Genomic DNA, 24,334 nt, shown 5'->3' with positions numbered 1-24,334 from the left:
GGCGAACGGATGCCTCTGGGACATCCGGATGCCGAAGGGGCAGGTCAGATGGCGAGTGAGATGTCTGCCTCGAGATGGTCGCGGATCTGATCGACGAGCTGCTGGCGCGCACCGAGCAGAACAGGCTGCGTACCCGTGCCGCTCGTGCGCACCGCGAGCTTCGGGTGCGCCGCCGAGTCGACGCGGGCCGCGACGAGTTCGGCTAGGAGATCGCCGCCCGCGTTGCCGGTCGGGCCGCCGAGCACGATCACCGACGGGTCGAGGATCGCGAGCAACGGGTTCACGGCGAGGATCACGCGGTCGGCGAGCGCCGAGAGCACGGCGCCGTCACCCGCGAGTCGAGGCAGCATCTCGGCGAGCGTCTCGCTGTCGGTGCCGCCGAGCAGCTTCGCGACGGCCGGACCGCCCAACAGGTCGGTGAAGTCGTTCGCGGCCGGTGCGAGCATCGCCGCTGTGCAGGGCACCGCGAGGTAGCCGATCTCACCGGCGCCGCCGGATGCACCGCGGTGGACCGCGCCACCGAGATCGACGCCGACGCCCAGGCCGTCGCCGATCCAGAACAGCGCGAAGCTCGTGGCGTCGGGGGCGGCACCGGCCGACCGCTCGGCCATGGTCGCGAGGTTCACGTCGTTGTCGATCGTCACCTGCAGTCCGAGCGCCTGCTCGATGCGGCGACGCGCGCCCACCGCCGGCCACCCCGGCAGCGTGTCGGTGAACGAGAGCTCATCGCCGTCGACGAAAAAGGCCGCCTGCACGCCGATCACGACGCGACTGACCGAGGAATCATCGATGCCGGCCGCCGCGCACGCGGCACGGACGGCGGCGCGCACGTCGCCCTCGGGGGTGCGGTCCACCGCCTCCGTCGCGATCTGCACGATCGGGTGTTCGTGGTCGACGGCGTCGACGACGACGGCCTGGATCGATCGCTCGAGGATGGAGATCGCGACGCCCGTGATGCGGTCGGTGCGAACGCCGTAGGTGACGGCGTTCGGCCCCCTGCCGCCCGAGAGCTCGCCGACCGGACGGATCAGGCCGACCCGCTCGAGCCGCGCGAGCATCTGCGACGCGGTCGGCTTTGAGAGACCGGTGAGTTCGCCGAGGCGTGACCGGGTGAGCGGACCGTGTTCGAGCAGGAGGCGGAAGGCGGTGCGGTCGTTGCGCGCTGCGAGCCACGTCGGGGTGCCCGGGTCGATCTGGTTCATATCGTCCGCCTCTCTGTGTCATTGTCGCTGGTCGTCACTCTATCTGAAAACATTCTTTACTGATTGTCGCCTCACCCGCCGCTCCGCACCTCGTCTCGCAATTGCCCGAGCCGGTCAGGATCGGCCGCCGCCTCCAGCAGGGTCTTCGTGTACTCGTGCTGTGGATCGAGGATCACGCGCTCGGCCGCGCCGCGCTCGACGACCTCACCGCGGTACATCACGAGGATCTCGTCTGAGAAGTGCCGCGCGGTGGCGAGGTCATGCGTGATGTAGAGCACCCCGAGATGCTCTTGGCGCTGCAGCTCGGCGAGCAGGTTCAGCACCTCGAGCCGGATCGAGACGTCGAGCATCGAGACGGGCTCGTCGGCGACGATGAATCTCGCGCCGGGTGCCAGGGCACGCGCGATCGCCACCCGCTGGCGCTGCCCGCCCGAGAGTTCATGCGGCCGCCGCTCGGCGAAGCGAGACGCGGGCGTCAGCGCCACCCGTTCGAGCAGCTCGTACGCCCGCTCGCGCACCTGCCGACTCGACAGCCGTGGATTGTGGATGCGCACCGGCCGCTCGACGTGATGCAGGATCGTGTGGAACGGGTTCAGCGAGCCGAACGGATCCTGGAAGACCATCTGCACGTCGCCGCGATAGCGGGCGAGACCCGCCCCGTGGTTCGCACTGCGCCGGCCGTCGAGCAGCACCTCGCCCGAGCTCGGCGTCTCGAGTTTGGCCATCATGCGCGCGATCGTCGACTTGCCCGAGCCGCTCTCGCCCACGAGCGCGACCGTGCGACCGGGCTCGAGGGTGAACGACACATCCCTGACCGCGTGGAGGGTGCGCACCTGGAACCCGCTCCGGAGCCGGAAGTTCTTGACGAGGTGGCGCGCTTCGAGGCTCGGTGACCGATCATCGACGGCGCTCATGCCGCACCCCCTGCAGTCTCGATGCCGATGCCACCGATGCCGCCACCGATACCGGCGCCCGTGCGCACGAAGTCGCCCCGCTCGCCGCGCAGGCTCGGGAAGCTCGCGAGCAGCCGTTTCGTATAAGCATGGCCAGGTTTGCGATAGATCTCCTCTGCACTGCCCTGCTCGACGATCTCGCCGTCGAGCATGATCGCGATGTGATCGCTGATCTCGATGAGCAGCGGCAGGTCGTGCGTGATGAAGATCACCGCGAAGCCGAGCCGCTCGCGCAACCGCATGATCTCGCGGATGATGCCGCGCTGCACGACGACGTCGAGAGCCGTGGTCGGCTCGTCCATGATCATCACCTGCGGATCGAGGGCGAGTGCCATCGCGATCATCACGCGCTGGCGCATGCCGCCCGACAGCTCGTGCGGAAAGCTCGAGAGCCGCGCAGGGTCCACGCCGACGAGGGAGAGCAGATCTGCGCTGCGCGACTCGCGCTCGGCCCGCGGCATGCCCGGGCGATGCGTCGTGAACACGTCGTGCAATTGCTTACGCACGTTCATCACGGGGTTCAACGAGTTCATCGAGCCCTGGAAGACCATCGAGACCTTGTTCCAGCGGAACGCCCGCAGCGCCTCACCGTCGAGCGAGACCACGTCGATGTCATGACCGGATGCGTCATGGAACACCACCTCGCCGCCTGTCATGAGCGCGGGCGCCTTCAACAGTCGATTCAGCCCGTAGGCGAGGGTCGTCTTGCCGCAGCCCGACTCGCCCGCCAACCCGAGGATCTCCCCGCGGTGCAGGGTCAGCGACGCCCCGCGCACGGCCTTCACCGGCGGGTCGACCTCGTATTCGATCGAGACCTCACGTGCGGTCAGCACGGGTTCTGCGGTCATGGTCATGCGAACGCTCCTGTGTCGGCGATGCCCTTGCCGGCCTTCGCGGCCTTTCGCTGGCGCTTCGCGTTCTCAGGCGCGAGCCTGAGCTTCGGGTTCACGACCTCGTCGATCGCGAAGTTGATGAGTGAAAGGCCCGCGCCGAGGGCAGCGATGATCAGGCCCGGCGGCACGAACCACCACCAGGCTCCGGTACCGACGGCCTGACCGGTCTGCGCATCGTTCAGCATCGTGCCGAGGGTGATCGAGCCGGTCGGGCCGAGGCCGAGGTACGACAGGCCTGCCTCGCCGAGCACCGCCAAGATGATTCCGAAGATGAACTGCGCGGCGAGCAGCGGCACGAGGTTCGGCAGGATCTCGACGAAGATCACGCGCATGGGCTTCTCACCGGCCACGCGCGCCGCTGCGACGTACTCGCGGCTACGCAGCGACTTCGCCTGTGCTCGCAGCACCACGGCCGAACCCGCCCAGCCCGTGATGCCGAGCACGAGTGCGACGAGCAATGAACTTCGTGCGAGCGGCCCGAGGCCCTCGCTGTTCTGCACGTAGGCGGCGATGACCATGACGAGCGGCAGCCCGGGAATCACGAGCATGATGTTCGTGAACAGCGTGAAGACCTCGTCGAGCACGCCGCCGAAGTAGCCGGCGAGCACGCCGAAGACGATAGCGAGCACAAGGGCGACCACGCCGGCGACGACGCCGATGAAGAGCGAGCCCTGCGTGCCCCACGCCAATTGCGAGAACACGTCGTAGCCGAGCTTCGTCGTGCCGAGCCAGTGCTCAAGGCTGGGCGGCAGCAGCGCGGGATTGTCGGAATCGCGCGGGGGCTGGGCGATGAGCGGGCCGAAGACGCCGAAGACGACGACCAGCCCGACGATGACGAGGCCGGTGATGAGCTTGGCCGAGCGGCTGGGCAACAGGTGCCGGAAACGCCCGGCGCGACTGGCGGCGGCGACGGCCATGGCCGAGGTCGCCGTCGCTTCGCGTGCGGCCTCCCTGGCCGCCTCGGCCGAGACCGGTGCCCGGAACGGCGTGAGGTCGGCGTTCTCGTCGAGACCGTCGAGGGCCTGATCGAGCGTGCGCTGCTGGTCATCCATTGTGTCGCACCCTCGGGTCGATGAAGCCGTAGACGAGGTCCATGATGAAGTTGGCGGCGAGCACCGTGAGCGTGATCACGAGGAACACGCCCTGCATGAGCGCGTAGTCGAGCCCTTGCACCGCCTGGATCATGAGCTTGCCGATGCCCGGGTAGCTGAACACCTGCTCCATGACGATCGATCCGGCCACGACGAAGCCGAGCGCGATGCCGAAGCCGGCCAGGCTCGGGATGGCGGCATTGCGTGCCGCGTAGTTCGTACGCACCCGACGCGGGGTGAGGCCCTTCGCCTCGGCGGTCACGACGTAGTCCTCCGACATCGTCGAGACCATCATGTTGCGCATGCCGAGGAGCCACCCGCCCACCGATGAGAGCACGATCGTGATCGCCGGCAGGATCGCATGGTAGATCGCGCTGCCGATGAATGCCCAGCTCAGTTCTGGTCCGGCTGGGAACGCGAAGACGTCGTAACCGCCGACGATCGGGAACACGCCGAGCTGCACCGCGAAGACGGCGACGAGCACGAGCGCGAGCCAGAAGTACGGGATCGACTGGAAGACCGTCGTGACCGGCACGAGGTGGTCGAGCCAGGTGCCGCGCCGCCACCCCACCCACGCGCCGACGATGATGCCGAGCAGGAATGAGATGACGGTCGCGACACCGACCAGGACGATCGTCCACGGCAGCGCGCTCGCGATCAGATCGGCGACTTGGGCCGGATACCTCGTGGAGGAGACGCCGAGGTCTCCTTGAAGCAGCCGGCCCCAGTATGCGATGTACTGGTCCCAGAGGCTCATGTCCTTGCCCGCGCCGAGGATCGAGGTGATCGCCTCGATCGTCTCTTCGGAGAGCGGGCGCCCGCCGCTGGCGCGCCGGAGCTTGCCGAGCATGATCGCGGCGGGGTCGCCCGGCAACAGCCGCGGCAGCATGAAGTTGAGCGAGATCGCCGCCCAGAGGGTCACCAGATAGAAGGCGACTCGCCGAAGGTAGAAGCTCATGTCGCTGCCGTCCTCAGGGTTGGGAAGGTACGTTCCATGGGATCGGTGGGGCTACTTCGCCGGTGTGAGGTGGGCCAGCACGATCGCGTTCGCCACCGCGAGGTACGGCAGCGGAGCGGCGTACAGGTCGTCCTCCGACGGCCAGCCCGAGAACTTCTCCGTATTGAAGAACGACTGCGAGGCGTTCAGCACCACGGGGATGTACGGGAGGTCGCGTGCGATCTCGGTCTGGATCGTCGCGTAAGCGGCGTTCTTCGTCGCCTCGTCCTGCGTCGCGCCAGCGGCGAGCACCGCGGCATCAACCGCCGGGTTCACGTAGCGCGAGTAGTTCTGGCCATGAAGCGGGCTCTCGCCGACCTTCGCGGTCGAGTTCCCGGCGAAGTACTCGTGGTAGTTCGAGTACGGGTCGGCCACGAGGCTCTGGGCGAGCCCGTAGAGCGCCAACTGGAAGTCGCCCGCCTGAACAGGGGTCCAGTACTCGGCGTCGGAGACCGTCCGGGCATTGATGCGGATGCCCGCGTCGGCCGCCTGCTCCGAGATGAGCTTCGCCGCGTCGTTGTAATCGGTCCAGCCGTCGGGCGAGAACAGATCGATCTCGAAGGCCGTGCCGTTCTTGCCGTAGAACCCGTCGGAGTCCTTCGAGTAGCCGGCGGCTTCGAGGATGGCGCCCGCTTCGGCGGCATCCGAATCCTGCGGGCTCGTCGTGAACTCGGGGTCGCTCAGCCACTGCTCGTCGCGCGGCAGCAGCATGAACGACGGGGAGGACTCGCCGGCGAGACCGGCGAACGCCTTCTCGCGGATCGTGGTGCGGTCGATCGCTGCGTTGATCGCCTGGCGCACGGCCGGGTCGGTCTGCGGACCTTCGCAGCCGAGGTCGGCGTTCGCGCACGTCATGATCGCCGTCGGATCCTGCTGCAGGTTCAGGGTGGAGATGTTGCCCTTGCCGGTGACGGCATCGGGGTTGGCGATGAACTGGCCGACCCAGTCGATCTTGCCGGTCGTCAGCAGGTCTTGCGCTGACTGGTTCGAATCGAGTCCGAGGTACTGCACCTCCTCGACCGTGGGTGCGCCGTCGCGGAAGTTCTCGTTGGCCTCGAGCGTGTACGCAGCCTCGGAGAAACTCTTCAGCATGTACGGGCCCGACCCGACGGGCTCGGGGTTCGTCTCGGACATGAAGTCGTCGATTCCCTCCCAGATGTGCTTCGGGAGGATGTACGTTCCGCCGAGCGTGAGCGATGCGCTCGTGAACTGCGGCTCGGTGTAGGTGAGCACGACGGTCGTGTCGTCAGTCGCCTCGGCCGAGATGAACTGCTCGCCCTTGTTCGAGCCGTAACCGAAGGTGAACGCGACGTCTTCTGCGGTGAGGTCTTCGCCGTCACTCCACTGCTGGTCGGGCTTGATCGTGACGGTGAGGGTCTTGCCGTCTTCGCTGTACTCGTAGGTGTCGCCGACGAGGCCGACGGGCGCGTCGGCCGAGACCTGGTTGAAGAAGAAGAGCGGCTCGTAGATCGCGCCGAACGTGGCGTGCACGGCCGTGTCGGCGGCGAACGGATTGAAGTTGTTGTTGATGGGGGTGGTGCTGCCTGCCCAGACGCGGAGCACGGGGGCGTCGCCGCCGTCGCCTCCCGTCGAGGGCGAACACCCGGACATTCCCAGGGCGAGTGCGGCCGCTCCGGCGGCGAGTGCCACCGCGAGGGAGCGTTTGGTTCGAGTCATCTCCGGCATTCCTCTCGTGCTTCGTTGCGTGGAAGGTGGTGCGGTGACGCCGCTTGCAGGATCTCGGTGCGCGGCGTTACTGGAAGTGACCCTAACAGAAAAGATAGTAACTAGAAACAAGTCATTCAGTTTCTGTTTCCCGCGCGTTTCCGGCTGATTCGGGGAGATGGACGGCGTCGAGCGCACGCAGATCGCCCCGTCTCGGAATCCCGAGACGGGGCGATCGAGAAACGCTGGTCGGGTGCTAGTTCGCGATGATCTCGGCGAGCGCGGTCAGCTGCGCCGAGTCCTCCAGGGCGGAACCGACGGCGATCGTGCGCACGCCGCGCGCGAGGAACTCGCGCGCATTCGAGGCATCCATGCCGCCGGTCGCCACGAACCGGGCGCCGGGGAACGGCCCCGCCATCGCGGGGAACCACGCGGATCCGAGCAGGGACGCCGGGAACGCCTTCAACCACGTCAGCCCCGATGCCATCGCCGCCTGCACCTCGGTCGCGGTCGCCACGCCCGGCAGCGGCGGCAGGCCGGCCTCGGCCGAGGCGCGTGCGACGAGGGGATCGAACCCGGGGCTCACGGTGAACGCGGCGCCGGCGGATGCCGCGAGCTCGACGTGCCGGATGGAGACCACGGTGCCCGCTCCGACGAGACGGCCCGCCGCGCGCCCGGCTGCTGCCACGACGGTGAGCGCTTCGACATCGGCGACGGACTGGATCGGCAGCTCGACGACATCGATGCCGAGGCTCCACGCCCGTTCGGCGAGTTCGAGGCTGCGTTCGGCGCCCATGCCTCGGAAGATCGCCATGAGCGACTGACCCTCGAAGATCTCGTCGAATCGGGCGTTGTCGATGCTCATCACGGGGTGCTCCTCGAAGTGGCTGCAGTGCGGGGGAAGTCTGCAGTGTCGCCCAGTACCGTCACGGCTCGGGCATGCCCCGCGGCGAGCCGCTCTTCAGGGCCGCCCCCGGCGAGCAGCGCGGCGAGGTACCCGGCCGCGAAGGCGTCACCGGCGCCCACGGCCTCGACGACTTCGACCGACCTGGCCGGCACATGTGTCTCGCCCGGCGCACCGGGGGCTCCGGCCAGTGCGTCGACGGCGTGCCCCCTGAACTCGGTGGCTCCGACATCGCCGTCTTTCACGACGAGGAGCGCGGGCTCGGGAAGGAGCGCCCGCACGTCGTCGGGCGTCGCCGTGCCCCAGAGCGTCTCGGCCTCGTCGAGGCCGACGAAGACCAGGTCGGCACGCGCGGCGAGTTCGCGAAGACGGCTCGCCGCGACATCCGCAGGCCAGAGTGCCGGCCGGTGATTGACGTCGAAGCTCAGCATTGCCGGCGACGTGGCTACCTGTGCGAACAGCTCGTCGACGAGGGCGTCGCACGACGCGGAGAGAGCCGGCGTGATGCCGCTCGCGTGCACGACGCGCGCCGAGGCGAGCGGCAACCCGTCGAGGAACGCCGGCGTCATGCGCGCGGCCGCCGAACCTGCACGGTAGTACAGCACCCCACGGCCGGGGTCTTTGAAGTACACGCCCGTCGGGGCCTCGGAATCGACCTCGACCCAGCGAGTGTCGACGCCGCGCGCACCCAAGTGCCGCACGACCCGACGACCGAGCGCATCGTCGCCGACTCGGCCGACCCATGCTGCTCGACGGCCGAGCGCTGCGAGGTGCGCGGCGACGTTGGCTTCGGCGCCCGCGGTATCGACGTGGAAGTCTTCGGCCGACTCGAGCGGCTCGGCGAGCGCGGGCGCCACGAGCGCCATGGTCTCGCCGAGGGCGACGACCTCGGGCAGCGGTGCAGTGGTCACGACCCTTATGCTGTCGGGTGTGCAGGATCGATGCAAACGCGTTGCAACATGCGCAACATATTCGACGTTGGAGGTATGCGGATGCCGCGGAGCACGAGGCTCGCCGGGCTCGCCGGACTCGCCGACGAACGACTCAGCGGAACCGACAAGGGCTTGCCCGCCCGCGCTGCCGGCCTCACGGTGCGCGAGTTCCTCGCGACCGAGCCGCGACTCGCCGAGTTCTGGACCCCGCTGCTCGCGCTCGACGACCGAGCCCTCGCCCGCAACGCGGCCGTGATCCAGAACTGGTGCGACGACCACGGGCTCGAGCTCATGCCGCACGGCAAGACCACGATGTCGCCCGCGCTCTGGCAACGCCAGCTCGACGCGGGCGCCACCGGCATCACGCTCGCGACCCCGGGCCAGGTGCGCACGGCGCGCGCGTTCGGCATGACGTCGATCATGCTCGCGAACGCACTCGTCGCGCCGGCAGCCCTCGCGTTCATCGCCGCCGAGCTCGCCGACCCCCGCTTCACGTTCCATGCCTGGGTCGACTCGCTCGAGACCGTGGAGGCGATGGAGCGGGGCCTCGCGGATGTCGCACTCCCCCGCCCCATCGACGTGCTCGTCGAGCTCGGCGCGGCGGGCGGCCGCACGGGTGCGCGCAGCGTCGACGAGGCCGCTCGCATCGCCGAACGCATCGTCGCCTCTCCGGTGCTGCGGCTCGCCGGCACGGCGGGATACGAGGGCAGCCTCGGCCACGACCGTTCCCCCACCGCGCTCGACGCCGTGCGCAGCTACCTCGCCGAGATGCTCGAGCTGCACGAGCGAGTGGGCGTCCTCGCCGAGGGCCCGCTCGTGGTCACCGCCGGGGGCAGTGCGTACCTCGACCTCGTCGCCGAGGTGTTCGCCCCGCACATCCGTTCCCTGAGCCCGTCGAAGGGAGCACGCGGGCCCACAACCTCCCTTCGACAGGCTCAGGGAGCGCCGACTACTCAGGGGGCGGACGCCCCGACCCGCTGGATCCTCCGCTCGGGCGCGTCGCTCCTGCACGACGACGGCTTCTACCGCGGCATCTCGCCGCTCGACGGGCAGCTCGCCCCCGCGATGCGAGGCTACGCGCGCGTCGTCTCCCGCCCCGAACCGGGTCTCGCCCTGCTCGACGGCGGCAAGCGCGACTTCCCGTACGACGAGGGGCTGCCCGTGCCGTTCGGCGTCGGCGCGTCGCCGGGTGCCGCGGAACGGCAGCTCGCCGGGGCATCCGTCACCGCCCTCAACGACCAGCACGCCTACCTGCGTGCTGATGCCGCGTTGCCGGTCGCGATCGGCGACGTCGTGTCGCTCGGCCTCTCGCACCCGTGCACGGCGTTCGACAAGTGGCGCTTCATCCCGGTCGTCGAGGGCGGCGGCTCCGACCGGGTCGTCGAGCTCGTGCGCACGTTCTTCTAGGAGTCAGCCGTGTCCGTACTCATTCGCCCTGTGCTCATTCGCCCTGTGCTCATTCGAGACGTGATCGTCGTCGACGGCGACGGCGTGGGCGCAGATGCATCCGACGTGCTCATCGACGGTGAGCGCATCGCACGCATCGCGCCGACCGGCAGCCTCGATCGCACCGCTATTCGAGGCGCCCTCGTGATCGACGGCCACGGCCGCCTGCTCATGCCCGGATTCATCGACGCCCACTCGCACGCCGACGGCCGATTGTTCGACCCGGAGGTACAACTCGCGCTGCTGCGTCAGGGCGTCACGACGGTCATCGGCGGTCAGGACGGCGTGTCGTACGCACCTGGCTCCGGCGACTACGCGACCGAGTACTTCGCGGCGATCAACGGCGCGCATCCCACGTACCGAGACGGCGGGGTCGAGGCGCTGCTCGACGCCTACGACGGCACCACCGCGCTGAACGCCGGGTATCTCGTGCCCGCCGGCACCGTGCGCTACGAGGTCATGGGCCGGTCGACGGATGCCGCTTCACCCGCCGAACTCGATCGCATGCGCGCGATCGTGGCCGATGGCCTCGCGGCCGGCGCCCTCGGCCTCTCGACCGGACTCGACTACACGCCAGGCATCTTCGCGTCCACCGACGAGCTCGCCGCCCTCGCGGCACCGGTGGCCGACGCCGGCGCAGTGTACGTGTCGCACATGCGCGGCTACGAGCACAACTCGGCGGCGGGCATCGCCGAGGTGGCGGCGATCGCGCTCGCGTCCGGCGCTCAGGTGCACGTGTCGCACTTCCACGCCGAACCGCAGCTCGTGCGCGACCTGCTCGGCGGCCTCGCCGACGCGGGCATCGACGCGAGCTTCGACGCGTACCCCTACAATCGCGGGTGCTCGATCCTCGTGATGCCGATCCTGCCCGCGGCGCTCACCGTGCGCCCGGTGGACGAGGTGGTCGCGATTCTCACCGACCCTGCAGGGCGCGCACGGCTTCGCGAGGAGTGGTTTCCCACCATCAGCTGGCACGCGAGCCTCGGACCCGACTGGCCCTCGATGCTCACGCTGGCACACATCGCCGCCCCGGCCTACGAGTGGGCTCACGGCCTCACGATCGCGGACGGCGCGGCCGAGGCATCCGCTCGCGCTGGTGCCGATGTCGGTTCTGGCACTCTGGCCGACGTCGACGCGATCGAGTTCGCGCTCGACGTGCTCGTCGCGTCGCGGCTCGAGGTCAACGTCGTCATGGCGGTGCAGCACGAACGCGGCGACGCTGGACTCGCCGAGATCCTCGCCCACCCGGCCGCGATCGGAGGCTCCGACGGCATCTTCCTCGGCAAGCATCCGCACCCCAGGGCGCGCGGCTCGTTCTCCCGGTACCTCTCGCTCCTGGTGCGCGAGCAGGCAGCGCTCGGCTGGGCGGATGCCTCGGCGCTCGTGTCGGCACGCGCCGCCGCGCGATTCGCGCTCGGCGACCGCGGGTTCGTGCGCGAGGGCTTCCTCGCCGACCTCGTGCTCGTCGACCCCGATGCGGTGCGCGCGACTGCGAGCTACGACGAACCTCTCGGTGTCGGAGTCGGCATCGACGATGTGCTCGTCGCGGGCGTGCCGGTGCTGGCGGGCGGCGAACTCACCGGGGCGACGCCGGGCCGGGGCATCCGCCGCTCCACCGCCGGTCGAGTAGCGACGAAGGAGCGTATCGAGACCCAGCCTTCCGAGAGCGTGTCGCCGGGGCTCGATGAACGACTTCCTTCGCCGGCCGCGACCCGACCGACGGATTTCGGCGAGGACGACTGACATGTCGCAGAGCGTGAAACGCGCGACCCGCATCATCGATGCGATCGCCGCCGACCCGCGCACCGTCGCCGAGCTCGCCGCGGCCTTCGAACTGCACCGGTCGACGATGTTCCGCGAACTGCAGGCACTCCAAGAGGTGGGCTGGGTTCGCAAGCTCGGCTCGGGCCGCTACACGCTCGGCGCGCGGCTCGCCGCGCTCTCGAGGGAGTCGCTCGAATCGCTCGACCTGCGCGAAGTGGGATCCGAGCACGTGCGCCGGCTGCAGCGCCGAACCGGGAACACCGTACACCTCGCGGCACTCATGGACCGGTCGATCGTCTACGTCGACAAGGCCGAGAACGAGTCGGGGGTGCGCATGTACTCCCGCATCGGCCGCGCCGTCATCCCGTACTGCTCGGCGGTCGGCAAGGCCATCCTCGCCGATCTCGACACCGCAGGCCGTGACGCCGTACTCGCCGGCGTCACCTGGGAGCGCCACACCGACCACACGATCACCACCCGGGAGCACCTCGACCGCGAGCTCGCGCTCGTGAGCGCGCGCGGCTGGGCCACCGACGATCGCGAATTCGAGACGTTCGTCAACTGCATCGCCGTGCCGATTCGCTCATCGATGGGTATCGTCGGAGCGCTCTCGGTCACCGCGATCCGCATGGTCGCCGACCTCGAGCGATTGAAAACCGACCTGCCCGCGATGCGCGAGACTGCCGAGCTCATCGCGCGCGAACTCGGTTGAGCGAGCGGATGCCGCGGCATCCGTTCGCCTGAATTCCACCACCCACCAACATCACCACCCCACCAACCAAACCACCACCGCGTTGCCCGAATACGTACAGAGTCGGGCAACTCGAGAACATCGCCACACAGGAGGAACCATGTCCAAGATCGCCGTCACCCTCTCGAACGCCCCGAAGCCCGCCGGCCCATACAGCCACGGGGTCGTCGCGAACGGCTTCCTCTACACCGCGGGCTTCGGCCCGCAGGATCCGGCGACCGGCGAGGTCGTGCCCGGCGGCGCCGCCGAGCAGACCCGGCAGGTGCTGCGCAACATCGGCGCGGTGCTCGCCGAATACGACCTGACCTTCGACGACGTCGTGAAGGTCACGGCCCACCTCGAGGATCTCGCGGACTTCGCCGAATACAACGTGGCCTATGCGGAGTTCTTCACGGAGCCCTACCCCGTACGCACCACGGTGGGCTCGCGCCTCGCGAACATCCTCGTCGAGATCGATGTGGTCGCGGCGATCCCGCAGGGCTGAGCGACGACGTTGAACGACGGATGCCGCGTGGTCGATCGACCACGCGGCATCCGTCGTTCGTGAGTCACAGACCGAGCCGCGAGAGCTCCTCGTCCATGCGGCGCGCGATCTCGGCGTACCCCTCGTCATTCGGGTGGATGACGTCGGCGGCCATCCACTCCGGATGCCCCTCGAGCCACCGCGAGGCGCCCGTGATGAAGTCGGCGCCCACGTCGGCGGCCGCATCCTCCACCCACCCGGTGATCTGTTCGACGGAGTCCGGCCGGTCGTCCTGGTACCAGAACGGCTCGACCACGATGAGCCGGGCATCCGGCAAATCACCGGCGAACCGGCCGAGGTCGGCAGCGATGGCCGCCTCGATCTCGGCGGCGTAGGTCGGCATCGAGAAGTTGTCGTTCAGCCCCATCGTCACGATCACGATGTCGGGCTGCGGTTCGTGCTCGACGATCTGGTCGACGAGGTCGACACCGAGGCCGACCATGCCCGAACCGCGGTTGTTCACGAAACCGAGGCCGTCGACGCTCGGATTGAACTCGTACCAGCCGCGCTCACCGCAGACGACGGTCGACCAGCGCCGGTCGGGTGAACTCGCGCCCGTCCCTCGCGTATACGAGTCGCCGTAGAACGCGACCACGGGCGCATCTTCGCTGAGCGGCGACGGAGGCGTGAACTCGGACGCCGCTGGCGTGCAAGCGGTGAGGAACAGGCACGCCGCGCCGAGCACCACGCCGACGGCACGGCCCGTGAGCCTCGCCTTCGGCCGGTGTCGCGATCGCTCCGACATCACGTCATCTCGCCTCGACTCGCCTCGCGAACCTCTGCTCGCCCGCCGTCGCTCAGACGCGCGCGGGCACCTTCGCCGCCACGAGCTCCGCGATCTGTACGGCGTTCAGCGCCGCACCCTTGCGCAGGTTGTCGTTCGAGATGAAGAGCACGAGGCCCTTGCCGTCGGGCGCCGACTGGTCTTGCCGAATGCGGCCGACGTAGCTCGGGTCGGTGCCGGCGGCCTGCAGCGGCGTGGGCACGTCGGAGAGCTCGACGCCCGGGGCATCCGCCAGCAGCTCGGTGGCCCGCTCGGGCGTGATCGGGTTCGCGAACTCGGCGTTGATCGAGAGCGAGTGACCCGTGAAGACGGGCACGCGCACGCACGTGCCTGCAACTCGCAGGCCGGGCAGTTCGAGGATCTTGCGGCTCTCGTTGCGGAGCTTCTTCTCTTCGTCGGACTCGTAGTCGCCGTCGTCGACGATCGACCCGGCGAGCGGGATCACGTCGAACGCGATCGTGCGTGGGAACTTGTCGGCAGCCGGGAACTCGACGGATGCCCCGTCGTGCACGAGCCCGATCGTGTCTTGCGCGACGGCGGCACGTGCCTGCTCGAGCAGCTCTTCGCCACCGGCGAGCCCGGCGCCGGAGACCGCCTGGTACGTGCTCACGATGAGTCGCTCGAGGCCCGCCTCCTCATGCAGCACCTTCAGCACGGGCATCGCGGCCATCGTCGTGCAGTTCGGGTTCGCGATGATGCCCTTCACGGCCTCGTCGATCGCGTGGGGGTTCACTTCGCTCACGACGAGCGGCACGTCGGGGTCCATGCGCCAACCGCTCGAGTTGTCGATCACCGTGACGCCGGCAGCGGCGAACCGCGGCGCCTGAGCTTTGGAGAGCGTGGCTCCGGCGGAGAAGATCGCGATGTCGAGGTCACTCGGGTCGGCCGTCGAGGCGTCTTCGATGACGATGTCTTCGCCCTTCCACGGCAGGGTCGAGCCCGCCGAGCGAGCCGAAGCGAAGTAGCGGATCGACGCGACCGGGAAGTCGCGCTCCTCGAGCAGCTTGCGCACGACCGCGCCGACCTGGCCTGTCGCGCCGACGACGCCGATGTTCACTCCGTTGGTCATTTGCTCTTCCTCATTCCCGGCCGGCTACCTCAGACGCCGCCCGTACATCAGTTCCAGTTTGTATGACATTTGCCGCTTTGGAGGACGAACAGGTCCCCAGGTGTCCTACAAAGGCAGGATTGTCCTACAAAGCGGCAGAGAATCGGTGAGCGGATGCCGCGGCTTCCGCGTGATCACGCGAACGCGATGACGCGCTCACGCGAACGCCGGTCGCGGTCAGCGACCGGTGCCGCCGTGCACGATCGCGTCGTCGTCGCCGTCGAGCTCGAACGCCGAGTGCACGACCCGTGCCGCGGCGTGCACGCTGTCGGCACGCGTGACGACCGAGATGCGGATCTCGCTCGTCGAGATCATCTCGATGTTGATGCCCGCCGTGGAGAGCGCCTCGAACAGTCGAGCCGAAACACCCGCGGCCGAGCGCATCGCGGCACCGACGAGCGAGAGCTTGCCGATCTGGTCGTCGTACTGCAGCGAGAGGAAGCCGACGGCCTCCTGCGCGCTCGCGAGTGCGGTGAGGGCCTTCTCGCCGTCGGATTTCGGAAGCGTGAACGAGATGTCGGTGCGCCCCGTCGAGGCGGCCGAGACGTTCTGCACGATCATGTCGACGTTCGCGTTCGTTCCGGCCACGATCTTGAAGATCTTCGCTGCGACACCCGGCTTGTCGGGCACTCCGACGACCGTGATCTTCGCCTCGGTCAGGTCGACCGCGACACCGGCGATGACGGACTCTTCCACAGCTTCTCCTTCAGGCAGGCGCGCGGGATCGTAGACGATCGTCCCCTCGCTGTTGTTGAACGACGAGCGCACATGCAGCGTCACACCGTGGCGGCGCGCGTATTCCACCGCGCGGATGTGCAGGATCTTGGCTCCGGATGCCGCGAGCTCGAGCATCTCTTCGCTCGTGATGCGGTCGAGCTTGCGCGCCCGCTTCACGATGCGCGGGTCGGAGGTGAACACGCCGTCGACGTCGGTGTAGATCTCGCACATGTCGGCGCTGAGCGCGGCCGCGAGGGCGACAGCTGTCGTGTCGCTGCCACCGCGGCCGAGCGTCGTGATGTCGCGGGTGTCGCGGTTGAAGCCCTGGAAGCCGGCGACGATCACGATCGCGCCGTCGTCGAGCGCTTCGCGCAGGCGCACCGGGGTGACATCGACGATGCGGGCGGCGCCGTGCGTGGCATCCGTGATCATGCCGGCCTGGCTGCCCGTGAAGGAACGCGCCTCGTGCCCCATGCTCTTGATCGCCATCGCGAGCAGCGCCATGGAGATGCGCTCGCCCGCGGAGAGGAGCATGTCGAGCTCGCGCGGCGCGGGAATCGGCGTCACTTCATTGGCCAGATCGAGCAGCTCGTCGGTCGTGTCGCCCATGGCCGAGACGGCCACGACGACGTCGTTGCCGGCCTTGCGGGTCTCGACGATGCGCTTCGCGACTCGCTTGATGCTCTCGGCGTCGGCGACGGATGACCCGCCGAACTTCTGCACGATCAAGCTCACGTGGTCTCCTGGGGGTGGTCTCGCTGGCAGCCGCTCGAGTGGCCGGCGCCGGAAGAACCATCATACGGCGGGCCGCATACGCGCCCGGCTATGTGACGTTCGCACGGCGACGGTAGCGTTGGCACATGTCGGAGGCGCTCGATGGGTGGTCGGAGTTCAACGTCGCGATGGTCGGGGCGACTGCCGCCCTGGCCGGCCTGCTCATCGTCGCGATGTCGGTGAATATCGCGACGATCATGAAGTCGGTGACGCTGCCTCCGCGCGCAGCCTCCTCGATCGCGGCCCTCGTGCTGGCGATCACTGCCGGCGCATTCGGATTGGTCCCCGGCCAGCCGATCGTCGCGTACGGCATCGAAGTGCTCGTCGCGGCTCTGCTGGCCGGTGCCTTCCAGGTGCATGCGATCCGGGTGGTCATGCGTGAAGACCACGTCTCTGCGATGGAGCGGGTGCTGAAGAGCATCGCGGGCGTGCTGCCGATCGCCGCCTTCCTCCTCGGTGCCGTGCTGGTCATCGTCGGCACGGCGGAGGCCGGGCTCATCGCCATGGCCGTCGGTTCGGTGCTCAGCATCATCGCCGCACTCCTGATGGCGTGGGTCGTGCTCGTCGAGGTGCTGCGCTGAGTGCACTGCCGCATTTCGACGACGGATGCCTCGATCACCCCTTGTGGGGCCTCGGCATGTACCACTCTGTGAACTCGGTGGCTCGGCCGTCGGCCGCGAGCCGGATGATCCAGAGGTTCAGGTAGTCCTTCTCAGCCGGATACTCGGTGCGGCCCTGCACGACGACGAAGCCGTCGTCTTCGTGCTCGATGTGCCAGTCGAAGGCCCACGTTCCCGGCTCATCGAGATCTTCGACCCACCCGGCGACGATCGCCTCACGACCGACACGGGGCTCGGAGTCGGGACTCGTGAGGTACCGTGCATCGTCGGTGAAGAGCGCCCCGATCTGCGCCGGGTCGTTCGATTCCCACGCCGCTACGTATCCCGCGACCCACTCCGCGCCCTTGCTCGCCATGTGCTCCGTTCTATCCCGGGTGTGTTGGAACGTCAAGAGGTCACGTGACGACGCGACGGCCTTCGAACGCTCGGCCGAGGGTGACCTCGTCGGCGTACTCGAGGTCGCCTCCGACCGGCAGACCCGACGCGAGTCGTGTCACGCGGATCTCGAGGGTGGTCAGCAGGCGACTGAGGTACGTCGCGGTCGCCTCGCCCTCGAGGTTCGGGTCGGTCGCGATGATGACCTCGGTGACGGTGGCATCGGCGAGGCGTTGCATCAACTGCCGGATGCGGAGCTCGTCGGGGCCGATGCCGTCGATCGGGCTGATCGCACCGCCGAGCACGTGGTAGAGCCCGCGGAACTCGCGGGTGCGCTCGATGGCGACGACGTCTTTCGCCTCTTCGACGACGCAGATGAGCGCCGGGTCACGTCGCGGATCACGGCAGATCAGGCAGGTCGCCTCTTCGGAGACGTTGCCGCAGATCTCGCAGAACCGCACCTTGTCGCGGATCTGCAGCAGGATCTCGGCGAGTCGGGTGACGTCGAAGTGCTCGGTCTGCACGATGTGGAACGCGATGCGCTGCGCCGACTTCGGGCCGATGCCGGGAAGACGCCCGAGCTCGTCGATCAGTTCTTGAACGATGCCTTCGTACACGGACTACCCACGCTCCCCGAAGCCGGGGCGTGGCGACGCCTCGACTTCTTCGAGGAAGGTCGCACCGAGCACCTCGCGCACGACCGCCTCGCCGTAGCGCTGGATTCCACCGTTGACGGAGGCCTGCGAAGTGGTTGGCAATGGTCGTGCGCTGCGCGCCTTGGCCGGGGCCGGCTTGCGCACAGGCACTGATGGCTGAGCCACGGATGCCTCGGCGACGACTTCTGCCTCGGGCCCGGGGTCGAACCACCCTTCGTCGTCTTCGGGCGGAGCGTCGGCGTCGTCGGGCAGATCGTCTGCCGCGGGCTCGGAGCGACCGGATGCGGGCGACGTCGAGCCCTCGAGCGCGACGGACGGCGTCTCGGCAGAAGTCCGCGGCCGCTCAGCGAGCGCGGTCGCGGTCGCGGTCGCAGTCGCTGCGCGGGCGTCGGCGGACGAAGCCCCTGTTTCTGCGTCGGCGGCCGGGTCGCTCGGGATGGCGACCGTCGCCCACGAATCGACGGGGCCGGCGTTCGGCGGTGCCACCGGCTGGGCGGGAGCGACCGGAGCGGAAGGAGCGGCGGGCGTGTTTCGTGCGCCGGGCGACGCGGCCACCTCTTCGATCGGCGCGGCCGGCCCTTGCGGTACTGACTGACCTGGAGGCGCCGCCGGCGACGGAGGCGCTGCTGGGGCAGGCCCGCCCCCGGAGCCGTCGACCCTGGCGATGAACTTCACGCGAACGCCGAGTACCTCGGTGATCGCACCGCGGAGGAGTTCGCTGACGCTCTGGCCGGGTGCGCCGCCGCGGAAACCGGCGACGTCTTGCTCGCTGGGGAAGGTGAGCACGAGCACATCGCCATCGCGCAGGTCGCGCACTTGCGCCGTGAATGCCACCATCCACGCGCTGCGCTTCGTGCGCTGCAGGGAAGCGAGCACTTCGGGCCATGCATCGCGGAACTGCTGGAGCGTGACCGGACCAACGGGTTTCGCGGATGGGGATGCCGCTGCGGAAGCAGCTGCCGCCGGCTTCTCCGCCGGCGCGGACTCCACGGCGGGTGAAGTGGTGGACGGGGCACCTTGTGCGGATGCTGTACCTGACGCGGCGGGGCGTGCGCTCTGCGAGCTCGAGTCCGCCGTGCCAGGAACGTCACGAGCGGCAGGAGCGTCACGAGCAGCAGGAACGTCACGAGCAGCAGGAGTCGACTCCCCTGCAGCCTGGCGTGCGGCAACAGGCGCCGCCGCGGCTCGAGCGTCAGACGCCGACGCAGGCTCGACCCGCGCGACGGGACGTGGCTCGGACGTCGCCGGCCCCGACACGGCATCGGCGACCCCGACTCGGCGTTCGAGCCGCTCGACGCGGGCCAGCGCACCGCGCTCGGTGTCGTCGGCGGCAGGCACGAGCACGCGCGCGAGCATGAGCTCGAGGTGCAGCCGCGGCGACGTGGCGCCCGTCATCTCGGTGAGCGTCTGGTTGACGAGATCGGCGACCCTGGAGAGCTCGGCCTGGCCGAAGACGGCTGCCTGCGCCGCCATGCGCGCGAGTTCGTCTTCGGGCACCCCGCGGAGTACCGCGGCCGCCGTCTCGGGTGAGGATGCAGCGACGACGATGAGGTCGCGCAGGCGCTCGAGGAGGTCTTCGACGAAGCGCCGCGGATCTTGCCCGGTCTGCACGACCCGGTCGGCCGCGGCGAAGGCGCCTGCCGCATCGCCCGCCCCGATGGCGTCGACGACCTCGTCGAGCAATGCGCCGTGCGTGTAGCCGAGCAGCGCCACCGCCCGCTCGTAGTCGATCGTCGGGCCCTCGGAGCCGGCAATGAGCTGGTCGAGCAGCGACAGCGTGTCGCGCGGAGAACCGCCGCCGGCGCGCACGACGAGGGGCAGCACGCCGGGCGCGACCTCGACGCCTTCTTCGGTGCAGAGCTGCTGCACGTACTCGAGCATCGGCCCGGGCGGCACGAGCCGGAACGGATAGTGGTGGGTGCGCGAGCGGATCGTGCCGAGCACCTTGTCGGGCTCGGTCGTCGCGAAGATGAACTTGATGTGCTCCGGCGGCTCTTCGACGAGCTTCAGCAGCGCGTTGAAGCCCTGCGGCGTGACCATGTGGGCCTCGTCGAGGATGAAGATCTTGAACCGGTCACGGGCAGGGGCGAACACCGCGCGCTCACGCAGGTCGCGCGCGTCGTCGACACCGTTGTGCGAGGCGGCGTCGATCTCGACGACATCGAGCGAACCACCGCCGCCCCGGGAGAGCTCGACGCAACTGGGACAGACGCCGCACGGGACATCCGTCGGGCCCTCTGCGCAGTTGAGGCAGCGCGCCAGAATGCGCGCCGATGTCGTCTTGCCGCAGCCACGGGGGCCGCTGAAGAGGTAGGCGTGATTGACACGATCGGTGCGGAGCGCCGTCATGAGCGGCTCCGTCACCTGGGACTGGCCGATCATCTCGGCGAATGTCTCGGGCCGGTAGCGGCGATAGAGGGCGGTGACCACGCATCAATCGTAGTTGCCGCGTCCGACACCACGGCCGGATGTCTCTGGCGTACCATTCGGGAATCGGAAGGGGGCGTGATTTGTCTACGATGACTCAGGCACAACTCGAGCGGTTCCAGGTGAAGCTGCTGCAGGAACGAGCGGATGCGGAGGGGCGCTTCGCCGAGTTCGGCGACGTCATGAGCGAGGTGCGCGCCGCGAGGTCGGGCGCCTCCGCCGATGACGAACACGACCCCGACGGCCCGACGATGACCCAGGAGTGGTCGCAGCGCACCGCTGTGCTCGCCGACGCGCGCGCCGAGCTCGCCGACGTCGATCACGCACTCGCGCGAATCGCCGACGGCACGTACGGCATCTGCCGGAACTGCGGCAAGCGCATCACCGTAGGGCGCCTCGACGCACGGCCGACAGCCGAGCTCTGCATCGATTGCGCCCGGCTCGAGCGCTGAGCGAGCAGCGCTGCAGCGGTGCTCGCCCGCTCGCGCGCGAGTCGCGCGTCAGCAGCGCCTCAGCTGTGCGTCAGTCGCGGCGGCGGTACGAGTTGATCATGGGGCAGTCGAACGGGTCGCGCGCGGCGAGTCCGACACGGTTGAGATAGGCGATGACGATCGCGTACGACTCGATGAGCCCGGTCTCGGTGTACCGCACGTCGTTCTCGAGGCAGAACTCGCGCACGATCACTTGCGTGCGTGCCAACGCGGGGCGGGCCATGCTCGGGAACAGGTGGTGCTCGATCTGGTAATTGAGCCCGCCCATGAATGCGTCGATGAACCGTCCGCCGCTGATGTTGCGACTGGTCAGCACCTGACGTTCGAGGAAGTCCACTCGCACCCCACGCGGGATGAGCGGCATGCCCTTGTGGTTGGGGGCGAACGAAGCGCCCATGTAGACGCCGAACACCCCGAACTGCACGAGCAGGAAGACGACGGCCAGCAGCGGCGGGAACGCCCAGAAGACGAGCGCGATGACCCCGGCGAGGCGAACGGCGATGAGCGTGAACTCGAGCCAGCGGCGCTTGACCGTGCCCTTTCCCAGCACGTGACGGATGCCGTGCACGTGCAGGTTGATGCCCTCGAGGAGCAGCAGCGGGAAGAACAGGTAACCCTGCTTCCGCGTGATCAGCCGAATGAGTCCGCGGCTCTCCGCGGCATCCTCTTCGAGGAAGGAGATCGTGTCCTTCTCGATATCGGGGTCCCGGCCGATGACGTTCGGGTTGCCGTGGTGGCGGGTGTGCTTGTTCATCCACCAGCTGTAGCTGATGCCGACGACGAAGTTGGCGAGAAACAGGCCCGCCCAGTCGTTCCTCGGCCCGGAATGGAAGATCTGGCGGTGCGACGCCTCGTGCGCCATGAACGCGAACTGCGTGAAGACGACGCCGAGCACGCCCGCGATGACGAGCTGCCACCACGAGTCGCCGATCATGACGGATGCCGCCACCGTCGCGCCGAGCACGACGGCCCAGAAGAGCGCCTTGCGCACGTAGAAGCCGACGAATCGATCGAGCAGGCCCTCGGACTTGATCTGGCGTGAGAGCTGTGCGAACCCGCTCTGCGCCGGGTCGACGCCCTCTGGACGGCGACCGGCCGTGCGGATGACGGGCGACATGGTGCCTTCGGTACCGTCGGGGCGTTCTACGAGTTGGATGCTCACGAGCGGCTCATCTCATTGTCCGAACGCACGAATGAACTCCAGTCGAACGCGTCGGGTGTGTGTGCTTCACGGGCCGGTGTCGACCTTGATGAAAGCGTATGGAGATGCAGCTGTGAATCGCATCACACCGGTGAGCCATTTCTCACCCCCTACCCCGGTACGGGGTGCGAGGCCAGCCCGGTGAAGGAGCGGAGGTAGAGCGGGCTCGACCCGAGCACGAGATAGACGATCGAGCACACGAGCACCGTCGGCGCGAGACCGAACTGCTGGGCCGCGAAACCGCCGAGGAACGCGCCGAGCGGCATCGAGGCGACGACCCCTGCGGTCAACGCGCCGAATACGCGGGCGCGCATGCCGTCGGGCACGAGCCCGTACATCGCCGTCGACATCATCGGGTTGAGCGCACCGGCCGCGAGGCCCGACGCCGCGAGCACGGGCAGCAGCACGGGCACCGGCGCCCCGAGCGCCATCGCGAGGTACGGCGGCGTGCCGGCGAGCACGAAGCACAGGGCGAAGACCACTCGCCCCGAATAGCGGTGCCCGACGGCCGCGAAGATCGCTGAGCCGGTGAGGGCACCGGCGGCGAAGCATCCGACCATGAAGCCCAGCACCGCCGGGTCGCCGAGCACTTCGGTGGCGTAGACGGGCTTCAGCACGGTCATGCCAGCGGCGTCGATCGCGTTCGTGAGCGTCACGAGCAGCACGATCGAGCGCAAGAGCGGCGAGCGGGCGATGAAGCGGATGCCGACGACGAATCCGCCGTGCACCGGTGCATCGGCATCATCGACGGCGCCGTCCTGAGCGGGTCGAACGGATGCCGCGACGCGACGCGGCACGAAGAGCAAGACGAGCACGGCCGACACCGCGAACCCGGCGGCATCGACGAGGAGCGCCGGCATCGGTCCGGCGATCGCGACGAGCGCGCCCGCGATGCCGGCCCCGATCATCGTCGCGGTGCGCTGCACCGTGGATTGCGCGCCGGCCGCCCTCGACAGCGGCATTCTCGCGAGCGCGGCGAGGTCGGGCATGAGCACGGTCTTCGCGGTGTCGCCGGGCGCGTCGAGCAGGCCGCCGAGGAAGACGAGGGCGAGCAGCACCCCGAAGTGCAGCCCGACCGTCGCGGCGAGCACCGGGATCGCGAGCACGGTGACACCGCTCGCGACGTCGGCGACGATCGACGAGGTGCGGTAGCCGAACCGGTCGACGAGCACTCCCCCGAGCGCGCCGCCGATGACGAGCGGCACGGTCGCGAACACGCCCGCGACACCGGCCGCGAGCGGGGAGCCCGTTTCGGTGAGGGCGATGATCGGGATCGCGATGAGGGCGATCGCGTTGCCCGAGAGCGAGAAGAGCTGCGCGGCGAAGAGCGCGATGAGCGGGGTGCGGCGGCGCGGAGCATCCGTCGCCGCTGTCGTCGTCGTCTCGAGCGCCGAGTCGCTCGTCATCGTTCGGGCCTCGGGTACGTGTGAGTCATCCAGCGCACGGCTCTGGTGCCCGGGCGCGGCTCCCGGCCGACGCCCCACCACTTCTCTCGCACAGCGTCGAGTTCGGCGTTCAGCTCACGGAACTCGTCGAGCGTGAGGCGTGCCGCGCCGTCGCTGGAGTCGGACGCGGCGACCCACTCGGGCTCGAGCTCGGCTTCGGCGTCGATGGCGTCGAGCAACTCCTGATGGTAGGACTCGAGCACCGCGCGACGCATCGCATCGGATGCCGCATGGCGCTCGGGGTCGCCGAGGAACTCCTCGGGGCGCCAGCTCGTGATCAGGTGCGCGGCTCGCCACCAGCGTTCGCGCTTGTCGCGGGCGAGCTCTGGCGCCTCGACGACGAAGCCGTGCTTGGCCAGCGTCGCGACGTGGTAACTCGCCGATCCAGGCGCCTCGCCGGTGCGTTCGGCGAGTGCGCCGACCGTGCTCGGCCCTTCGACGCGCAGCAGGCCGAGGATGCGCAATCGCATCGGGTGCGCGAGCGCCCGCATGGCGCCCGCATCGTGCAGGTCGATGGTCTCCCGGGGGTCGTTCACGAGGCCAGCCTAGACTCACAAGAACCATTGTGCAATAGTTCTTGTGGGTATTCGCATCTCTTCCCGCGATGCTTTCCGG

At 68.9% G+C, this 24,334-nt stretch carries 23 protein-coding genes; 6 read left to right on the top strand and 17 right to left on the bottom strand.

What is annotated here, in order from left to right:
• Window positions 1-44: 44 nt before the first annotated feature.
• The 8 genes from AC1C2T_RS09150 to AC1C2T_RS09115 all read right to left on the bottom strand — a co-directional run bounded on the left by AC1C2T_RS09150 (window position 45) and on the right by AC1C2T_RS09115 (window position 8,616).
• Entirely contained in the window at window positions 45-1,202 is a 1,158-nt protein-coding gene (locus AC1C2T_RS09150) for an ROK family transcriptional regulator (protein ID WP_495385060.1), read from the bottom strand.
• 71 nt (window positions 1,203-1,273) lie between these two features.
• Entirely contained in the window at window positions 1,274-2,116 is an 843-nt protein-coding gene (locus AC1C2T_RS09145) for an ABC transporter ATP-binding protein (protein WP_495385059.1), read from the bottom strand.
• Window positions 2,113-3,003, bottom strand: a complete 891-nt coding sequence (locus AC1C2T_RS09140) for an ABC transporter ATP-binding protein (RefSeq protein WP_495385412.1) — start codon at window positions 3,001-3,003, stop codon at window positions 2,113-2,115. Before AC1C2T_RS09140 ends, AC1C2T_RS09145 begins: the two co-directional genes overlap by 4 nt.
• 2 nt (window positions 3,004-3,005) lie before the next feature.
• Window positions 3,006-4,100, bottom strand: coding sequence for an ABC transporter permease (locus AC1C2T_RS09135; protein WP_495362258.1), 1,095 nt, complete (start codon window positions 4,098-4,100; stop codon window positions 3,006-3,008).
• Window positions 4,093-5,097: an ABC transporter permease gene (locus AC1C2T_RS09130; protein WP_495385058.1), complete on the bottom strand. Its 1,005-nt coding sequence runs from the start codon at window positions 5,095-5,097 to the stop codon at window positions 4,093-4,095. The genes AC1C2T_RS09135 and AC1C2T_RS09130 overlap by 8 nt, the downstream gene beginning before the upstream one ends.
• A 51-nt stretch (window positions 5,098-5,148) precedes the next feature.
• A complete protein-coding gene (locus AC1C2T_RS09125; RefSeq protein WP_495385057.1) occupies window positions 5,149-6,813 on the bottom strand; it encodes an ABC transporter substrate-binding protein in 1,665 nt (554 codons plus the stop codon).
• Window positions 6,814-7,057: 244 nt separating this feature from the next.
• Window positions 7,058-7,666 (bottom strand): bifunctional 4-hydroxy-2-oxoglutarate aldolase/2-dehydro-3-deoxy-phosphogluconate aldolase, encoded by a 609-nt coding sequence (locus tag AC1C2T_RS09120; RefSeq protein ID WP_495385411.1) that lies wholly within the window; start codon window positions 7,664-7,666, stop codon window positions 7,058-7,060.
• Window positions 7,666-8,616: a sugar kinase gene (locus tag AC1C2T_RS09115; protein WP_495385056.1), complete on the bottom strand. Its 951-nt coding sequence runs from the start codon at window positions 8,614-8,616 to the stop codon at window positions 7,666-7,668. Before AC1C2T_RS09115 ends, AC1C2T_RS09120 begins: the two co-directional genes overlap by 1 nt.
• Window positions 8,617-8,697: 81 nt before the next feature.
• Here AC1C2T_RS09115 and AC1C2T_RS09110 point away from each other — a divergent pair, with 81 nt between their 5' ends.
• The 4 genes from AC1C2T_RS09110 (at window position 8,698) to AC1C2T_RS09095 (ending at window position 13,082) form a co-directional block, all read left to right on the top strand.
• Window positions 8,698-10,044, top strand: coding sequence for an alanine racemase (locus AC1C2T_RS09110; protein ID WP_495385055.1), 1,347 nt, complete (start codon window positions 8,698-8,700; stop codon window positions 10,042-10,044).
• A gap of 9 nt (window positions 10,045-10,053) precedes the next feature.
• A complete protein-coding gene (locus tag AC1C2T_RS09105) occupies window positions 10,054-11,826 on the top strand; it encodes an N-acyl-D-amino-acid deacylase family protein (protein ID WP_495385054.1) in 1,773 nt (590 codons plus the stop codon).
• 1 nt (window position 11,827) lies between these two features.
• Window positions 11,828-12,559 (top strand): IclR family transcriptional regulator, encoded by a 732-nt coding sequence (locus AC1C2T_RS09100; RefSeq protein WP_495385053.1) that lies wholly within the window; start codon window positions 11,828-11,830, stop codon window positions 12,557-12,559.
• A gap of 139 nt (window positions 12,560-12,698) precedes the next feature.
• Window positions 12,699-13,082 carry a RidA family protein gene (locus AC1C2T_RS09095; protein ID WP_495362250.1) on the top strand — a complete coding sequence of 128 codons (384 nt, stop codon included), beginning with the start codon at window positions 12,699-12,701 and terminating at the stop codon, window positions 13,080-13,082.
• A 64-nt stretch (window positions 13,083-13,146) separates the two neighbouring features.
• Here AC1C2T_RS09095 and AC1C2T_RS09090 read toward each other — a convergent pair whose 3' ends face one another.
• The 3 genes from AC1C2T_RS09090 to AC1C2T_RS09080 form a co-directional block, all read right to left on the bottom strand.
• Complete coding sequence (locus tag AC1C2T_RS09090; protein WP_495385052.1) at window positions 13,147-13,866, bottom strand: SGNH/GDSL hydrolase family protein; 720 nt, start codon at window positions 13,864-13,866, stop codon at window positions 13,147-13,149.
• 52 nt (window positions 13,867-13,918) lie between these two features.
• Window positions 13,919-14,974, bottom strand: a complete 1,056-nt coding sequence (locus AC1C2T_RS09085) for an aspartate-semialdehyde dehydrogenase (protein ID WP_495362248.1) — start codon at window positions 14,972-14,974, stop codon at window positions 13,919-13,921.
• A gap of 216 nt (window positions 14,975-15,190) precedes the next feature.
• Entirely contained in the window at window positions 15,191-16,465 is a 1,275-nt protein-coding gene (locus AC1C2T_RS09080; protein WP_495362247.1) for an aspartate kinase, read from the bottom strand.
• Window positions 16,466-16,590: 125 nt separating this feature from the next.
• On the opposite strand from AC1C2T_RS09080, the gene AC1C2T_RS09075 reads away from it, so the two are divergent.
• Complete coding sequence (locus AC1C2T_RS09075; protein WP_495362246.1) at window positions 16,591-17,085, top strand: hypothetical protein; 495 nt, start codon at window positions 16,591-16,593, stop codon at window positions 17,083-17,085.
• Between the two features lie 34 nt (window positions 17,086-17,119).
• On the opposite strand, the gene AC1C2T_RS09070 is transcribed toward AC1C2T_RS09075, so the two are convergent.
• The 3 genes from AC1C2T_RS09070 to AC1C2T_RS09060 are packed head-to-tail and all read right to left on the bottom strand — an operon-like array spanning window position 17,120 to window position 20,585.
• Window positions 17,120-17,479, bottom strand: a complete 360-nt coding sequence (locus AC1C2T_RS09070) for a nuclear transport factor 2 family protein (protein WP_495362245.1) — start codon at window positions 17,477-17,479, stop codon at window positions 17,120-17,122.
• Window positions 17,480-17,519: 40 nt separating this feature from the next.
• Complete coding sequence (gene recR, locus AC1C2T_RS09065; RefSeq protein ID WP_495350984.1) at window positions 17,520-18,116, bottom strand: recombination mediator RecR; 597 nt, start codon at window positions 18,114-18,116, stop codon at window positions 17,520-17,522.
• A 3-nt stretch (window positions 18,117-18,119) separates the two neighbouring features.
• Window positions 18,120-20,585: a DNA polymerase III subunit gamma and tau gene (locus AC1C2T_RS09060; protein WP_495385051.1), complete on the bottom strand. Its 2,466-nt coding sequence runs from the start codon at window positions 20,583-20,585 to the stop codon at window positions 18,120-18,122.
• Between the two features lie 89 nt (window positions 20,586-20,674).
• Between AC1C2T_RS09060 and AC1C2T_RS09055 the strand changes: the two genes are divergently transcribed.
• Window positions 20,675-21,034, top strand: coding sequence for a TraR/DksA family transcriptional regulator (locus AC1C2T_RS09055; protein WP_495362748.1), 360 nt, complete (start codon window positions 20,675-20,677; stop codon window positions 21,032-21,034).
• A 70-nt stretch (window positions 21,035-21,104) separates the two neighbouring features.
• Here the strand turns inward: AC1C2T_RS09055 and AC1C2T_RS09050 are convergent, their stop codons facing one another.
• The 3 genes from AC1C2T_RS09050 to AC1C2T_RS09040 form a co-directional block, all read right to left on the bottom strand.
• Window positions 21,105-22,190 (bottom strand): fatty acid desaturase family protein, encoded by a 1,086-nt coding sequence (locus AC1C2T_RS09050; RefSeq protein ID WP_495385410.1) that lies wholly within the window; start codon window positions 22,188-22,190, stop codon window positions 21,105-21,107.
• A gap of 194 nt (window positions 22,191-22,384) precedes the next feature.
• Window positions 22,385-23,680, bottom strand: a complete 1,296-nt coding sequence (locus AC1C2T_RS09045) for an MFS transporter (RefSeq protein WP_495385050.1) — start codon at window positions 23,678-23,680, stop codon at window positions 22,385-22,387.
• On the bottom strand, window positions 23,677-24,255 hold the full coding sequence (locus AC1C2T_RS09040; RefSeq protein ID WP_495385049.1) for a helix-turn-helix domain-containing protein: 579 nt from the start codon (window positions 24,253-24,255) through the stop codon (window positions 23,677-23,679). The genes AC1C2T_RS09045 and AC1C2T_RS09040 overlap by 4 nt, the downstream gene beginning before the upstream one ends.
• Window positions 24,256-24,334: the final 79 nt, after the last annotated feature.

It is taken from the genome of Agromyces sp. Y558 (assembly GCF_059445415.1).
Note: the sequence above shows the minus strand (reverse complement) of the source record. Positions and strands in the feature narration are given on the sequence as shown.